Source organism: Paracoccus denitrificans (assembly GCF_900100045.1).
Classification (GTDB): Bacteria; Pseudomonadota; Alphaproteobacteria; order Rhodobacterales; family Rhodobacteraceae; genus Paracoccus; species Paracoccus denitrificans.
Genome location: NZ_FNEA01000002.1, coordinates 126,400 through 140,318, shown reverse-complemented (window position 1 = coordinate 140,318; position 13,919 = coordinate 126,400). Strand labels below are relative to the sequence as shown.

Below are 13,919 nucleotides of genomic sequence, written 5' to 3'. Positions count from 1 at the left end.
GATTGACACACCTAAAAGTTGAATTACTCTGCCTTGATCGCTTAAAAGGGGTCGGTTGTGACCAGTTCAAGATCGATATGTCTGCCGTTCACGACCTGCTTGCCGGCATTGGTGAAATTGATGGTGATCCGGTCCCCGATGCGCGACTGGACCTGTCCGGTGCCCCATTCAGGCGCGCCGGGATGGCGCACGATCATGCCGGGTTCCAGGATTTCATTCATCTCACGCCCTTTCCTGAGGCATCATGCAGGCTAACCTTCCATGAACGATCTGACAATCCACTGCCCGCCCGAACCCCCCGGCGCCATCGCGCCCGAGCGCCTGGCGGCGCTGGTCGGTTCGCGGCTTTGCCATGACATCGTCTCGCCCCTGGGCGCGATCGGCAACGGGTTGGAGCTCTTGCAGCTTTCCGGCGCCTGGCCCGGCATCGACGCCAGTCCCGAGATGCAGCTGATCGCCGAAAGCGTCGAGGCGGCGCGGGCGCGGGTGCGCTGGTTCCGCGTGGCCTTCGGTCATGCCGCGCCGGACCAGCGGCTGAGCATGGCTGAACTGGCCGCGCTGTTTGCCGATGTCGAGAAAGGCGGGCGCATCCGCCTGCGGCTGGAAGCCGAGGGCGACCTGCCGCGCCCCGAGGCGCGCATGATCCTGCTGGCGCTGATGTGTCTTGAGACTGCGATGCCCTGGGGCGGCAGCGTGCTGGTCTGCCGGGGCGCCAGCGGCTGGCGGCTGGTGGCGGAATGTAGCCGCACCAAGCCCGACCCGGCGCTATGGTCCTGGCTGGATGCCGCCCCCGGGCGCGAGCGGCCCGAAGCGGGCGCCTCCGAGGTGCATTTCCCACTGCTCGCCGGCTTCGCCCGTGCCGCAGGCCGACCGCTGGCATGGGAGCTGGACGGGACCGGCGGCGAGATCGCGTTCTGAGGCTCGGATCCCGCCGGGTTTCGCCGCTCGGGCCTTGGTCCGATCAGGGCCGGATGGTGCCGTCGCCGGTGACCAGATACTTGAAGCTGGTCAGCTGCTCGGCACCGACCGGCCCGCGCGCATGCATCTTGCCGGTGGCGATGCCGATCTCGGCGCCCATGCCGAACTCGCCGCCATCGGCGAATTGCGTCGAGGCATTGCGCATCAGGATGGCGCTGTCGAGCCCGCTGAAGAAGCGCTCGGCCGTGGCGTCGTTTTCGGTCAGGATCGATTCGGTATGGCCCGAGCCATGGCGGCGGATATGGGCGATCGCCTCTTCGACGCCATCGACCAGCTTGACGGCGATGATCTTGTCCAGGAACTCCTGCCCGAAATCCGAGGGCTCGGCCGGCACGGTGCCCGGCACCTTGGCAAGCTCGCCCTCGGCCCGCACCTCGACGCCTGCGTCCAGCAGGTCCTGGACCAGCACGGGACCGTGTTTCGTATAGAACTGCCAGTCGATCAACAGGCATTCGGCGGCGCCGCAGATGCCGGTGCGCCGCGTCTTGGCGTTCAGAACCACGCGGCGGGCCTTGTCCAGGTCGGCGTCGCGGTCGGCATAGACGTGGCAGATGCCTTCCAGATGGGCAAAGACCGGCACGCGGGCCTCTTTCTGCACCAGCCCGACCAGCCCCTTGCCGCCCCGCGGCACGATCACGTCGATATAGTCCTGCGCGCGCAGCATGGCGGCGACCGCCTCTCGGTCGCGGGTCGGCACCATCTGGATCGCCGTCTCGGGCAGGCCGGCCTGCTTCAGCCCGGTGACCAGCGCCCGATGGATCGCGGCCGAGCTGTTCAGGCTTTCCGAGCCGCCGCGCAGGATCACCGCATTGCCGGCCTTCAGCGCCAGTGCGGCCGCATCGGCGGTGACGTTCGGCCGGCTTTCGTAGACCACGCCGATCACGCCCAGGGGCGTGGCCACGCGCCGGATGTTCAGCCCGTTCGGCCGATCCCATTCGGCCAGCACCTTGCCGACCGGGTCCGCCTGCGCCGCGACCGAACGCAGCCCCTCGGCCATGGCGCGGATGCGCGCGGGATCGAGCTTCAGCCGGTCCAGCATGGCGGGCGAAAGGCCCTTTTCCTCGGCGTAATGCATGTCCTCGGCATTGGCGTCGAGGATGGCATCCTCGGCTTCGAGGATCGCATCGGCGGCGCCGATCAGGGCGGCATGCTTGCGCTCGGCGCTCGCCTCGGCCAGCACGGCTGCGGCGGCGCGGGCCTTTTGCCCCAGATCCGCGATCAGCGCATCGGCATCGGAAGAGGTCAGGTCTTTCATGGCGGCATTCCCTTGCATGACGCCTGAGATAGGCCCGGGCGCGCCGAAAAACCAGATGGAAAGGGGTAAGGTGCAGGATTCTGTTGCCAGGCTCCTGCGGGCCCCGCCTTACGCTGCTAGGCGGAAGGGCTTAAGTTTCGGTTACCCGAGCTGCTTACGCAGCCAGAGCCACCGGAGCACGGTTGTCGTTGGCAACTGTACATTTTGCACCGATGACGGTGGTAGCTCACCGAGACAAAGCAAACAGCTTTAGACGTTCGTCGATCCTGTTTCGGCCCCATGTGCCCCCAACGAGGGATTCTGGTGGAGCCGCCGGGTACCGCCCCCGGGTCCGATCCGCTTATTACCTGCGCGTTTATGTCCATAGTCCGGGCGAACCCGAACCCCACGAATATAGGCGCCGCCGTTTCGGCACGCAAGGGAGGGGAACGCCGTTCCCCTCTTGTCCCGCTGCGCGGGCCAATTCACCCCATGGAGTATTTGGAAAACGGAGAAAACCGGGATGCGCCGCCCGGCCTTCTTCGTTCCTCAAATACTCATGCGGCCGTTCCACCGGCGAAACGCCCCGCCAAGGGGGCGGGGCACGGCAAGAAAGGGCGGGGCGGTCAGAAGCCGGCCTTGATCTTTTCGAATTCCTGCAGCTGCCTTTCGCGCTGCTGCGGGTCGTTCGGGGTCTGGGCCAGGATCGGGGCGTCCACGGGCGAGAGTCCCTCCTGCACGGCCGGCTCGCCCTTGATCGTCTCCATGGCGACGGTCGAGGTATGGCCGTAGCCGATCGTGTCCAGGAGGCCCTTGGCCGATTCGGGCGCGAGCCAGGCGTTGATGAAATCGTAGGCCTTGTCCTCGTTGCCCGGGCCGTTCTTGAGGTTGATGAAGCCGCAGAAGAAGGTCGAGCTGCCCTCCTTGGCCGCGCGCTGGAAGCCGACCGGGAAGCCGTCGTTTTCCAGCAGCACCACGCCGTCGTTCCAGGACCAGGCCACGTCCACCGCGCCCGATGCCATCAGCTGCGCCTGCTCGGCCGGGTCGGCCCAATAGGCGGCGACGTTCTGATGCGCCTGGCGCAGCCAGTCGGCGGCGGCGGCGAACTGCTCGTCGGTGACCTCGGTCCAGTCGGTGGTGCCGGTGGCCAGGTAGGCCAGCGCCCAGACATCGTCGGCCGAATCGGGCAGCGAGGTGCGGCCCTGGTATTTCGGGTCGATGAAGATGTTCAGGCTGGCCACGTCCTCGGCCGGGACGTTCTCGGTATTGTAGGCGACAGCGGTCGCGCCCCAGTCGGTGGGGATATACCAGACGCCCTCGTCGTCCTTGAATATCTCGGAATCGAGGAATTCCGGGTCGAGGCTTTCGAAGGCCGGGATCTTCGACACGTCCCAGGGCTCGATCAGCCCGGCGTCGCGGTATTTCGACACCATCTGCGAGCAGGGATGGGCGACATCCGCCTTGAAGCCCGAGGCGAGCTTTTGATAGGCCTCGTCGTCATCGCCGTAGAAGGCGAAGGTGGGGCTGGTGCCGTGCTTGTCGATATAGCCCTGGAAGATCACCGGCTCCTCGAAGCCGGCCCAGTCGAAGACGGTGAGTTCGGGGTCGGCGGCCCAGGCGGCCGTCAGGCTGGTGCTGGCAAGCGCGAGCACCAGGGCGGGGAAGCGAAGAGGTTTCATGTCGGAGCTTTCCTTGAGGCAGTCTGGCATGACGCTAGCCGCCTCGCCGCATCCTCGCAAGCGCGGCCGCGCCTACCAGCGCCCCGAGGCGCCGCCGCCCCGCGACGAGCCGCCGCCGAAGCCCGGGGCGCCGCCTGCGGCCCGGTTGGCCTTGCTGCGCAGCACGGCGCCGTTCGGGCCATACCAGACCGTTTGCCGGCGCAGGCGCTGGCGGGTTTCCGACCAGCCGCAGGCAGGGCAGCGCCTCGTGACATCGTCGTGCGAGACCATGTGGCCGCCCTCGGGCAGCGGGGTTTCCAGGGGTGCGACCCGCGTTTCCAGGCCGCGACGGCCGCATTGCGGGCAGCGGTTGCGGCGCCAGAGTTGCCGCGCGATGGCACCGAGGATCAGGAGCCACGCGCCGCCGAAGAGGAAGGGGACGATCCGGTCCATCATTCCGCGTTCGGGCGCCCGGAGCGGCTGGCCCGCCGCCACCGGCCGGGCGATCAGCTCGATCACCGCCTGGGTTCCGTCGCGGATGCCGCGCGACATCCGGCCGTCGCGGAGGGCGGGCAGCATGGTGTTGCGCATGATCTCTTGCGCCAGGATGTCGGCGTCGTTTTCGTAGCCGCGGCCAAGCTCGATCCGTGCCTCGCGGTCATCGGCCAGTACCAGAACCATGAAGCCGTCGTTGCGCGTGCCGTCGCCCACGCCCCAATGGTCGAAGAGCCTTGTGGCAAAGGCCTCCAGCCCGTCGGTTCCGCCGTAGCGCGCCCGGTCGGTCAGGGTGACGACGGTGCCCTCGATGCCGGTCTGGGCGTCGAGGGTGCTGAGCGCCGTGTCCAATGCCTGCGCATCCTCGGGCGTGAGCAGCCCGGCGAAATCGTTCACGCGCAGGTCCTGCCAGTCGGGCAGGGTCTGCGCATGGATCGGCACCACCAGCGCCAGCCAGAGGAGCGTGAACAGCAAGGCCGGTGCCCGGGCGGCCCGAAGCCTGGGGGGTGGGGCGGTCCTGGGCAGCCTAACCATGATCGCTCCTTGCCTGGCCTATTATCCCGGCAGGATCTCGGGGCCGCCGGTGATTTGCGGGTCGGGCTGGCCGATCACGTCGTCGTCGCGGCCGGCGAACTCGACCGCGCGCAGGATGGTCTGGATCGCGGCGATCCGGGCGCGGCGCTTGTCGTCGGCGCGGATCACCGTCCAGGGCGCGATGCCCGAATGGCTGCGCAGCAGCGTGTCCCGGATCGCCGCGCTGTAATCGTCCCATTTCGCCAGCCCGTCCACGTCGATGGGGCTGAGCTTCCATTGCTTCAGCGGATCGCGCTCGCGGTCGAGGAAACGCTTGAGCTGCTCGGCCCGTCCCACCTCCAGCCACAGCTTGACCAGGATCACCCCGTCGTCGGCCAGCATGGTCTCGAACAGCGGCAACTGGCGAAAGAAGGTCTCGCGCTGCGCGTCCGTGCAGAAGCCGAAGACCTTTTCCACCACGCCGCGGTTATACCAGCTGCGATCGAACAGCGCGATCTCGCCTCTGGCGGGCAGCCAGTCGACGTAGCGCTGGAAATACCATTCTCCGGCCTCGCGTTCGCTGGGCTTGGGCAGCGCGACGATATAGGCCGAGCGCGGGTTCAGGTTCTCGCGCACGCGCTCGATGGTGCCGCCCTTGCCGGCGGCGTCGCGGCCCTCGAACAACACCACCATGCGCTTGCCGGTATGGATCACGTCGCGCATCAGCCGCACCAGCTGCAGTTGCAGCCCGGCCATCCGCTCGTCGTAATCCTTGCCCTTCATCTCCTCGGCATGGGGATAGCCGGGGTCGAGGATGCGCTTGCCGTCAGCGGCCGCGACCGCCTTGCGCAGCGCATCGGGGGCGTCCTTTTCCAGATAGCGGGTGATCGCGCCGACAAAGGGCAGGTCGGGCAGCGATTTCGCCCCCTTGGTCCCGTTCTTTCCGCCATTGCCGTTCTTGCTCATGCTTACGCCTCGCCGATGCGGTTCAGGTCGAAATGGGTGGTCTGGTAGATCTCGTTGATCCAGTTACCGTAGAGCAGATGCGCATGGCTGCGCCAGCGGTTCGTCGGCGCGCGCGAGGGATCGTCGTCCGGGTAGTAGTTCACCGGCACGTTGATCGGCTTGCCCGAGACCACGTCGCGGTCGTATTCGTCCTTCAGCGTCGTGCTGTCATATTCGAAATGGTTGAAGACATAGAGCGCGCGATGGCCCGTGTCCTGCAGCAGGCACGGCCCGACCTGGTCCGAGGCGATCAGCGTCTGCAGCGCCGGGATGGCATCCACCTCGTCCTGGCGCACCTCGGTCCAGCGGCTGACCGGGACCAGCACGTCGTCGGAAAAGCCGCGCAGATAGGGGCTGGCCGGCACCAGGTTGCGGTGGCGGAAGCAGCCGAAGGCCTTGTGGTCCAGCATGTGCTTTTCGAGGCGATGGAAATGCCACGCCATCGCCATGCCGCCCCAGCAGACGCCGAAGGTCGAATGCACATGGCTTTGCGTCCATCGAAAGACCCGCGTCAGTTCCTCCCAATAGGTCACCTCTTCGAAGGGCAGGTGCTCGATGGGCGCGCCGGTGATGATGAGACCGTCGAACTTCTCGCCCGTCTCCTCGACCTCGCAGAAGCGGCGGTAGAAGGATTGCAGGTGATCGGCCGCCGTGTTGCGGCTTTCGTGGTCCGACATGCGGATCAGCTGGAAGTCGATCTGCAGGGGCGTGGCGCCGATCAGCCGGGCGAACTGGTTCTCGGTCTGGATCTTCTTGGGCATCAGGTTCAGCAGCCCGATGCGCAGCGGCCGGATGTCCTGCGTCGCCGCCCGGCCCGGCGACATGACCATGACGCCTTCGTTCGACAGGATGTCATAGGCGGGCAGGTCATTGGGCAGGGTGATGGGCATCATGCGTCCTTTCTGTCGATCTTTCCGGCGGCGGTTGCGCCGGCGGGCCGTCTTTCGATGGCATGGCCGATCAGGGCGATCAGGTCGGCCGGGTTTGTCACCTCCGCGACCTCCTCGGCCAGCAGCGTCACGCCCCGCCGGGCCATGGCCTCGTAGCGCGGCTGGCGGTGGGCCAGCGCCCGGGCATAGGTCCAGCGGATGAAGTCGTCGGGGTTCACCTGGTCCTCGCGCAGCCCCTTTTCGACCCGGTAGTCGGTCCAGGCCCGGTCGAGGAACTCCGGCTGGTAATACATCGGTTTCGGCGCGCGGTCGAAGCGGCGCACCAGTTCCTCGGTATGCGCGTCCGAACCCTTGATCCAGACCAGCAGCAATTCCCGCTCCAGCGCGTCCAGCACCGGGTCGGTCTGGGCGAAGGGGTCCACCACCTCGCAGACCGAGCCGCCGGAATCGCAGACGAAATTGCCGAGGTTGTAGATTTCCTGCGCGCGGCGGATGAAATGGCCGGTATCCAGCAGCGCCGCGATCTCGGCCATGCGATGCTGGTCCTGGCGGCGCATGTATTCGTCGAATTCCAGCCCGCCGCGGGTCACGCTGCCCGGCTTGCCCAGGTAGGTGGAAAGCGGCGCCAGGTTCTCGAAGGTGATGTTGCTGGCGATATAGACCGAATCCGACAGAAGCAGCTCGCGCAGGAACGGCACCTTCATCGCCTCGCGCTTGAAGTTGTCGGCGATGAGTTCGCCCATGTAGCGGGTGCCGATGCGGTAATCGACCGAATAGTGGAACCACTCGCCCGAGCCGCGCAGCATCGAGGCAAGGAAGGTCTTGCCCAGCCCCGACATGCCGAAGAACAGCACGCGCTTGCGGGGTGCGGCCAGCCATTCGGCCTTGGACTGGTAAAGCATGGGCGATCCTTATCTCCGGGCTTGGCGATAGTTAGTCCCGCGCAGGGCCAAGGAAAAGGGGGCGCGTCCCCCGGAACAGGCGGCAAGCCCCGCCGCCGCTTGGAACTTCGAGGCGGGCCACGCCCGCGCGCCCGACCCCCGGGCGCCCTGTTGCAACCGGACCGCGACGGTTGGAAAAGGCTTTGTAGTCGCGGCTTGCCGACGCAAAATCGCCCCAGGCTGGCCGGGAAAGGGGACAGGGAATGGAACAGGGGCTTCTGATCGCGCGGCTGTTTCTGGGCGTGCCCTTCATCGTCTGGGGCATCCTGAAGCTCAGGGGCGGCGAGGCCAGGATCGCGCCGCTGATCGCGGCGATGGGACTGCCCGACGCCACGGCGCTGGCCTATCTGGTCGGATTTTGCGAGCTTCTGGGCGGGTTGGCGGTCGTGCTGGGCTATCCCGTGCGCACGGCGGCATTGCTCTTGGGCCTGTGGTGCCTGGTGACCGGCTATCTGGAGCATCGCGGCAATGCGACCGAACTGCTCAAGAACGTGACCATGGCCGGCGGCTATTTCGCGCTGGTGGCGGCGGGCGGCGGCGCTCTGGCGCTGTTCGGCGGCGCACCGGCGGGCGTGCTGGGCTGGCTGCCCTGACGAATCGGGCGGCGATTTCCGCCGCGCCGCCGCGTTAATCAATCCGCAGTAGCGTAGGCCCGACAATCGCGCTATGCTGCGCACCAGACCCGGAAAACGGGCAAGATATATCGAGGCAGTGACGGCGGTATCCCATGACCGAGATGGTCTTTGGCACCACGCCCGTGCGGGCAGGTGACCCGATTCTTCCACGTTGGTGGCGCACGCTTGACCGATGGTCCCTGGCCTGCGTGCTGGGGCTGTTCGCGGTCGGGCTGCTTCTGGGGCTGGCGGCATCGGTGCCGCTGGCCGAAAAGAACGGCCTGCCGCAATTCTATTACGTCACCCGCCAGGCGGTGTTCGGCGCCATGGCGCTGGTGGTGATGCTGGTGATCTCGACCTTCTCGCCCCGGATGGTGCGAAGGATCGGCGTGCTGGGCTTTCTGGCCGCACTGGTGGTGTTGGTCGCGCTGCCCTTCATCGGCACCGATTTCGGCAAGGGCGCGGTGCGCTGGCTGCGTTTGCCCGGCGGCATGTCGGTGCAGCCGTCGGAATTCCTCAAGCCCTGCTTCGTCGCCATCTGCGCCTGGTTCATGGCGGCAAGCCAGGAGGTGGGCGGCCCGCCCGGCAAGACCTTCTCCTTCGGGCTGGCGGTGATCGTGGTGCTGCTGCTGGCCATGCAGCCCGATTTCGGGCAGGCTTCGCTGGTGCTGTTTTCCTGGTGCGTGATGTATTTCATTGCAGGCGCCCCGCTTTACCTGCTGGGGGGCGTGATGGGGCTGGCCTGTATCGGCGGCGTCTTCGCCTATGGCGCATCCGAGCACTTTGCCCGCCGCATCAACGGCTTCCTGGCCGCCGAGGTCGATCCGCGCACCCAGCTCGGCTATGCCACCAACGCCATCCAGGAGGGCGGCTTCTTTGGCGTCGGCGTGGGCGAGGGCTCGGTCAAGTGGTCGCTGCCCGATGCGCATACCGATTTCATCATCGCGGTCGCGGCCGAGGAATACGGGCTGATCCTGGTCCTCATCATCATCGCGCTTTACGCCACCATCGTCGTCCGCTCGCTGTTGCGGCTTCAGGACGAGCGCGATCCCTTCGTGCGCATCGCCGGCACCGGGCTTGCCTGCGCCTTCGGCGTGCAGGCGCTGATCAACATGGGCGTGGCGGTGCGGCTCTTGCCGGCCAAGGGCATGACGCTGCCGTTCGTCAGCTACGGCGGCTCGTCGGTGATCGCCTCGGGCATCGCCATGGGGATGCTGCTGGCGCTGACCCGCTCGCGCCCGCAGGGCCGCATCGGCGACGTGCTGGGACGGGGTCGGGGATGAGCGCCGCACCGCTTTGCCTGATCGCTGCCGGCGGGACCGGCGGCCACATGTTTCCGGCGCAATCGCTGGCCGAGACGCTGCTGGCGCAGGGCTGGCGGGTCAAGCTTTCCACCGATGAACGGGGCGCGCGCTATGCCGGCGCGTTCCCGGCTGAGGTCGCGCGCGAGGTGGTCAGCTCCGCCACCACCGCGCGCGGCGGTGCGCTGGCCAGGCTCGCCGTGCCCTTCCGCATCGGTGCCGGCGTGCTTGCGGCGATCCGGGCGATGCGGGCCGACCGTCCCGCGGTGGTGGTGGGGTTCGGCGGCTATCCGACCATCCCGGCCATGTCGGCGGCGCTGGTGCTGCGCATTCCGCGCATGATCCATGAGCAGAACGGCATCATGGGGCGGGTGAACATGGCCTTTGCCCGCCGGGTGGATCGCGTGGCCTGCGGCACCTGGCCGACCCGTCTGCCCCCCGGCGTGCAGGGCATCCATACCGGCAACCCGGTGCGGCAGGCGGTGCTGGACCGGGCCGGTGCGCCCTATGTCCCGCCGGGCGAAGGGGGCCTGAACCTGCTGGTGATCGGCGGCAGCCAGGGTGCGCGCGTGCTCTCGGACATGGTGCCCGAGGCCATCGCCGGCCTGCCGGACGAGATGCGCACCCGCCTGTCGGTCAGCCATCAGGCCCGCGCCGAGGATGCCGAGCGCGTGATTGCCGCCTATGCGAGTGCCGGCATCAGCGCCGTGGTGCGGCCCTTTTTCGACGACGTGCCGCAGCGGCTGGCCGATTGCCAGCTGGTCATCAGCCGGGCGGGCGCCTCGTCCATCGCCGACATTACCGTGATCGGCCGCCCGGCCATCCTGATCCCCTATGCCGCAGCCACCGGTGACCACCAGACCGCCAACGCCCGTGCCCTTGCGGAATCCGGTGCGGGCGTCGTCCTGCCCGAATCCGTGCTTGACGCCGAGAGCCTGAGGCGCGACATGCGGGACATCCTTTCCGACAGCGCCCGCGCCACCGCCATGGCAGCTGCCGCGCTAACGCTTGCCCGCCCCGACGCGGCGCAGCGCCTTGCAGATCTAGTGACGGAACTGACCCGATGAATGCAGCGACCAAACTCCCGGGCGAACTGGGCCCCATCCATTTCGTCGGCATCGGCGGCATCGGCATGTCCGGCATCGCCGAGGTGTTGATGACGCTGGGCTATCAGGTGCAGGGCTCGGACGCGAAGCGCTCGAAGATCACCGACCGGCTGCAGACGCTGGGCGCCACCATCTTCGAAGGCCAGCGTGCTGAAAACATTGGCGAAGCCGGCGTGGTGGTGATCTCGACCGCCATCAAGAAGGGCAATCCCGAGCTTGAAGAGGCCCGCCGCCGCGGCCTGCCCGTCGTGCGCCGGGCCGAGATGCTGGCCGAGCTGATGCGGCTGAAATCCAACGTCGCCATCGCCGGCACGCATGGCAAGACCACCACCACCACCATGGTCGCGACGCTGCTGGATGCGGGCGGCTTCGACCCGACCGTCATCAATGGCGGCGTGATCCACGCCTATGGCAGCAACGCCCGCGCCGGCGCCGGCGAATGGATGGTGGTCGAGGCGGACGAATCGGACGGCAGCTTCAACCGCCTGCCCGCGACCATCGCCATCGTCACGAATATCGACCCCGAGCATATGGAGCACTGGGGCAGCTTTGACGCGCTGCGCAAGGGTTTCCAGGATTTCGTCTCGAACATCCCCTTCTACGGCCTTGCGGTCTGCTGCACCGACCACCCCGAGGTGCAGTCGCTGGTGGGCAGGCTGACGGATCGCCGCGTCGCCACCTTCGGCTTCAACGCCCAGGCCGACGTGCGCGCCATCAACCTGCGCTATGAAAACGGCGTGGCGCATTTCGACATCGCGCTGCAAGGCGAGGCCGAGCTGAACGAGGGCGAGGTGCCGGTGATCGAGGGCTGCACCCTGCCGATGCCGGGCGATCACAATGTTTCGAATGCGCTGGCCGCCGTGGCCGTCGCTCGCCACCTGGGCATGAAGCGCGCCCAGATCCGCGAGGCGCTGGCGCGCTTTGGCGGGGTCAGCCGCCGCTTCACCCGCGTGGGCGAGGTGGACGGCGTCACCATCATCGACGATTACGGCCATCACCCGGTCGAGATCGCGGCGGTGCTGAAGGCCGCGCGGCAGGCGACCAAGGGCCGGGTGATCGCCGTGCACCAGCCGCATCGCTATTCGCGGCTGTCCAGTCTTTTCGACGATTTCTGCACCTGCTTCAACGAGGCCGACGTGGTCGCCATCGCCGAGGTCTATTCTGCCGGCGAGGAACCGATCCCCGGCGCGTCGCGCGACGACCTGGTGGCCGGGCTCATCGCCCATGGCCATCGCCATGCCCGCGCGGTGATGGACGAGGGCGACCTGGAACGGCTGGTGCGCGAACAGGCGCGGCCGGGCGACATGGTGGTCTGCCTGGGCGCCGGCACGATCTCGGCCTGGGCCAACAACCTGCCCGAGCGGCTGACGGAGAAAGCCGCGTGATCGCCCTGGCCAGCCATCCCGCCACCGCGGCGTTTTGCGCGGTGCTTTGGGGCGTGATGGCCTGTCTTCTGCCCTTCGTGCGGCTGCGCTGGCGTCATTCGATGCTTTGGACGCTGGTGTTCTTCGGCGTGCCGGTGCTGGGCTGGCTGACCTATCTTTGCGGACCCGGCTTCGGCGTGCTGTTCCTGGCGCTTGGCCTGTCGCTGCTGGTCTGGCCGCCTTTCGAGACGCGCCGCCGCCGCCGGCACGGGGCGCATTGAGGCCATGGAGATCGTCTGGCTGATCGTCGGCGCGACCGTGGCCGCGATGCTGTGGTTCGGCGCGGCGCGCATGGGCTCGCGTTCTTTCGCGGTGCTGGCGCAGGGGCTTGTCGCGCTGCTGGTCTCGGCGGGGCTTTGCTACCTGATCGGGTCGGGCAAGACCGGCGGCTATCTTGCCGGCATCATCGGCGCGGTGCTGAGCCTGCTGATGCTGATCGCCGCTGCTGCCGTGGCGGCGGGGGCGCTGCTGCGCTGGCTTTACGATCGCCTGCGGCCGCCGGCGCCGGCGCGTGCGCCGCTGCGCCCGGCATGGGACCTGATGGGCGTCGGCGCCCTGTCCGCGCTGGCGGTCATTCTCAGCGCCATGGAGTGACGCGCATCCCCTTGTCAGGTCGCGGGCGACGAGGCGCCGCTGCAGGAGGTGACGAACTGGCCAACCTGTTACCCCGCCTCGCTGGACGCCGGGCAGATCGTGGCCGAGATGATGGCGCATTGACCGCCGCGGATGCGGCCGCATTGACGGGCTGCGCCGCGCTGATTAGGAGCGCAGCATGACCCAGACGCTTCCCACCCCCCGCGGCAGCCTGACCCCGAACCGAACCCTTGCCGACCTGACCTGGCTGCGGGTCGGCGGCCCTGCGGACTGGCTGTTCCAGCCCGCGGACGAGGCCGACCTGGCCGCGTTCCTCGCGGCGCTGGACCCCGCGATCCCGGTCTTTCCGATGGGTGTCGGGTCGAACCTGATCGTGCGGGACGGCGGCATCCGCGGCGTGGTGATCCGGCTGGGGCGCGGCTTCAACGCCATCGCCTGCGAAGGCGGCACCGTCACCGCCGGGGCTGCGGCACTGGATGCGCATGTCGCGCGCCGCGCGGCCGAGGCGGGGCTGGACCTGACCTTCCTGCGCACCATTCCGGGCAGCATCGGCGGCGCGGTGCGCATGAATGCCGGCTGTTATGGCACCTATGTCGCCGATCACCTGGTCTCGGTCCGCGCCGTGGCCCGCGACGGCAGCCTGCATGAGATCGCGGCAGCCGACCTGCGCTTCGGCTATCGCCATTCCGATCTGCCCGAGGGCTGGGTCGTCATCGAGGCGCGTTTTCGCGCCGAGCCGGGCGATCCCGCCGAGCTGGCCGCGCGGATGGAGGAACAGCTTGCGCGGCGCGATGCAAGCCAGCCGACGAAGGATCGCAGCGCCGGCTCGACCTTCCGCAACCCGGCCGGGTATTCGTCGACCGGGCGGGCGGATGACAGCCACGAATTGAAGGCATGGACCCTGATCGATGCCGCTGGGCTGCGCGGCCATCGCCTGGGCGGGGCGCAGATGTCGGAAAAGCACCCGAACTTCCTGCTCAATGCCGGCGGTGCCACCGCCGCCGAGCTGGAGGCGCTGGGCGAACTGGTGCGCCGCAAGGTGCGCGAGACCAGCGGGCACGAGCTGAAATGGGAGGTCATCCGCGTAGGCCGGCCCTAGGAACCGGCCGTAACCTGTCGTCATTGCCGGAAATATCGCGGCAAACGCGAAAAGGGACTTTTGCGAT

The 13,919-nt window shown here is 67.9% G+C and carries 16 protein-coding genes and 1 other RNA gene; 9 read left to right on the top strand and 8 right to left on the bottom strand.

The window, feature by feature from the left end; translation table 11 throughout:
• Positions 1-41: 41 nt before the first annotated feature.
• Entirely contained in the window at positions 42-221 is a 180-nt protein-coding gene (locus BLT64_RS01915) for a DUF3553 domain-containing protein (protein WP_011750730.1), read from the bottom strand.
• A 40-nt stretch (positions 222-261) separates the two neighbouring features.
• Between BLT64_RS01915 and BLT64_RS01910 the strand changes: the two genes are divergently transcribed.
• Positions 262-918: a histidine phosphotransferase family protein gene (locus BLT64_RS01910; protein WP_011750729.1), complete on the top strand. Its 657-nt coding sequence runs from the start codon at positions 262-264 to the stop codon at positions 916-918.
• Between the two features lie 43 nt (positions 919-961).
• Here the strand turns inward: BLT64_RS01910 and BLT64_RS01905 are convergent, their stop codons facing one another.
• From BLT64_RS01905 to BLT64_RS01875, 7 genes are all read right to left on the bottom strand, one after another.
• The gene (locus BLT64_RS01905; protein WP_011750728.1) at positions 962-2,233 is read right to left on the bottom strand and encodes a glutamate-5-semialdehyde dehydrogenase; all 1,272 of its coding nucleotides are present in this window, start codon (positions 2,231-2,233) and stop codon (positions 962-964) included.
• A gap of 69 nt (positions 2,234-2,302) precedes the next feature.
• Positions 2,303-2,656, bottom strand: a transfer-messenger RNA (tmRNA) gene (gene ssrA / locus BLT64_RS01900).
• Positions 2,657-2,838: 182 nt separating this feature from the next.
• On the bottom strand, positions 2,839-3,891 hold the full coding sequence (locus tag BLT64_RS01895; RefSeq protein ID WP_041530488.1) for an ABC transporter substrate-binding protein: 1,053 nt from the start codon (positions 3,889-3,891) through the stop codon (positions 2,839-2,841).
• A gap of 72 nt (positions 3,892-3,963) precedes the next feature.
• A complete protein-coding gene (locus BLT64_RS01890) occupies positions 3,964-4,839 on the bottom strand; it encodes a TPM domain-containing protein (RefSeq protein WP_041530487.1) in 876 nt (291 codons plus the stop codon).
• Between the two features lie 81 nt (positions 4,840-4,920).
• A complete protein-coding gene (gene ppk2 / locus BLT64_RS01885) occupies positions 4,921-5,844 on the bottom strand; it encodes a polyphosphate kinase 2 (RefSeq protein WP_011750725.1) in 924 nt (307 codons plus the stop codon).
• A 2-nt stretch (positions 5,845-5,846) separates the two neighbouring features.
• Positions 5,847-6,773, bottom strand: a complete 927-nt coding sequence (locus BLT64_RS01880) for a homoserine O-succinyltransferase (protein ID WP_011750724.1) — start codon at positions 6,771-6,773, stop codon at positions 5,847-5,849.
• Positions 6,773-7,675, bottom strand: a complete 903-nt coding sequence (locus BLT64_RS01875; protein WP_011750723.1) for a hypothetical protein — start codon at positions 7,673-7,675, stop codon at positions 6,773-6,775. The genes BLT64_RS01880 and BLT64_RS01875 overlap by 1 nt, the downstream gene beginning before the upstream one ends.
• Before the next feature lie 242 nt (positions 7,676-7,917).
• Between BLT64_RS01875 and BLT64_RS01870 the strand changes: the two genes are divergently transcribed.
• The 8 genes from BLT64_RS01870 (at position 7,918) to murB (ending at position 13,852) form a co-directional block, all read left to right on the top strand.
• Positions 7,918-8,307 (top strand): DoxX family protein, encoded by a 390-nt coding sequence (locus tag BLT64_RS01870; protein ID WP_011750722.1) that lies wholly within the window; start codon positions 7,918-7,920, stop codon positions 8,305-8,307.
• Positions 8,308-8,441: 134 nt separating this feature from the next.
• Positions 8,442-9,611: a peptidoglycan glycosyltransferase FtsW gene (locus BLT64_RS01865; RefSeq protein ID WP_011750721.1), complete on the top strand. Its 1,170-nt coding sequence runs from the start codon at positions 8,442-8,444 to the stop codon at positions 9,609-9,611.
• The gene (locus BLT64_RS01860; protein ID WP_011750720.1) at positions 9,608-10,696 is read left to right on the top strand and encodes a UDP-N-acetylglucosamine--N-acetylmuramyl-(pentapeptide) pyrophosphoryl-undecaprenol N-acetylglucosamine transferase; all 1,089 of its coding nucleotides are present in this window, start codon (positions 9,608-9,610) and stop codon (positions 10,694-10,696) included. The genes BLT64_RS01865 and BLT64_RS01860 overlap by 4 nt, the downstream gene beginning before the upstream one ends.
• Positions 10,693-12,120: a UDP-N-acetylmuramate--L-alanine ligase gene (gene murC, locus BLT64_RS01855; protein WP_011750719.1), complete on the top strand. Its 1,428-nt coding sequence runs from the start codon at positions 10,693-10,695 to the stop codon at positions 12,118-12,120. Before BLT64_RS01860 ends, murC begins: the two co-directional genes overlap by 4 nt.
• Positions 12,117-12,380, top strand: coding sequence for a DUF2484 family protein (locus tag BLT64_RS01850; protein ID WP_011750718.1), 264 nt, complete (start codon positions 12,117-12,119; stop codon positions 12,378-12,380). Before murC ends, BLT64_RS01850 begins: the two co-directional genes overlap by 4 nt.
• A 4-nt stretch (positions 12,381-12,384) precedes the next feature.
• The gene (locus BLT64_RS26185; protein WP_011750717.1) at positions 12,385-12,753 is read left to right on the top strand and encodes a hypothetical protein; all 369 of its coding nucleotides are present in this window, start codon (positions 12,385-12,387) and stop codon (positions 12,751-12,753) included.
• 39 nt (positions 12,754-12,792) lie between these two features.
• A complete protein-coding gene (locus tag BLT64_RS26180; protein WP_074810290.1) occupies positions 12,793-12,876 on the top strand; it encodes a ZinT/AdcA family metal-binding protein in 84 nt (27 codons plus the stop codon).
• Between the two features lie 55 nt (positions 12,877-12,931).
• Complete coding sequence (gene murB / locus BLT64_RS01835) at positions 12,932-13,852, top strand: UDP-N-acetylmuramate dehydrogenase (RefSeq protein ID WP_011750716.1); 921 nt, start codon at positions 12,932-12,934, stop codon at positions 13,850-13,852.
• Positions 13,853-13,919: the final 67 nt, after the last annotated feature.

What these genes read in the sequence shown, in the direction of transcription:
- BLT64_RS01915 (WP_011750730.1), bottom strand. Translation starts at nt 221, where the DNA reads ATGAATGAAATCCTGGAACCCGGCATGATCGTGCGCCATCCCGGCGCG.
- BLT64_RS01910 (WP_011750729.1), top strand. Translation starts at nt 262, where the DNA reads ATGAACGATCTGACAATCCACTGCCCGCCCGAACCCCCCGGCGCCATC.
- BLT64_RS01905 (WP_011750728.1), bottom strand. Translation starts at nt 2,233, where the DNA reads ATGAAAGACCTGACCTCTTCCGATGCCGATGCGCTGATCGCGGATCTG.
- BLT64_RS01895 (WP_041530488.1), bottom strand. Translation starts at nt 3,891, where the DNA reads ATGAAACCTCTTCGCTTCCCCGCCCTGGTGCTCGCGCTTGCCAGCACC.
- ppk2 (WP_011750725.1), bottom strand. Translation starts at nt 5,844, where the DNA reads ATGAGCAAGAACGGCAATGGCGGAAAGAACGGGACCAAGGGGGCGAAA.
- BLT64_RS01880 (WP_011750724.1), bottom strand. Translation starts at nt 6,773, where the DNA reads ATGCCCATCACCCTGCCCAATGACCTGCCCGCCTATGACATCCTGTCG.
- BLT64_RS01875 (WP_011750723.1), bottom strand. Translation starts at nt 7,675, where the DNA reads ATGCTTTACCAGTCCAAGGCCGAATGGCTGGCCGCACCCCGCAAGCGC.
- BLT64_RS01870 (WP_011750722.1), top strand. Translation starts at nt 7,918, where the DNA reads ATGGAACAGGGGCTTCTGATCGCGCGGCTGTTTCTGGGCGTGCCCTTC.
- BLT64_RS01865 (WP_011750721.1), top strand. Translation starts at nt 8,442, where the DNA reads ATGACCGAGATGGTCTTTGGCACCACGCCCGTGCGGGCAGGTGACCCG.
- BLT64_RS01860 (WP_011750720.1), top strand. Translation starts at nt 9,608, where the DNA reads ATGAGCGCCGCACCGCTTTGCCTGATCGCTGCCGGCGGGACCGGCGGC.
- murC (WP_011750719.1), top strand. Translation starts at nt 10,693, where the DNA reads ATGAATGCAGCGACCAAACTCCCGGGCGAACTGGGCCCCATCCATTTC.
- BLT64_RS26185 (WP_011750717.1), top strand. Translation starts at nt 12,385, where the DNA reads ATGGAGATCGTCTGGCTGATCGTCGGCGCGACCGTGGCCGCGATGCTG.
- murB (WP_011750716.1), top strand. Translation starts at nt 12,932, where the DNA reads ATGACCCAGACGCTTCCCACCCCCCGCGGCAGCCTGACCCCGAACCGA.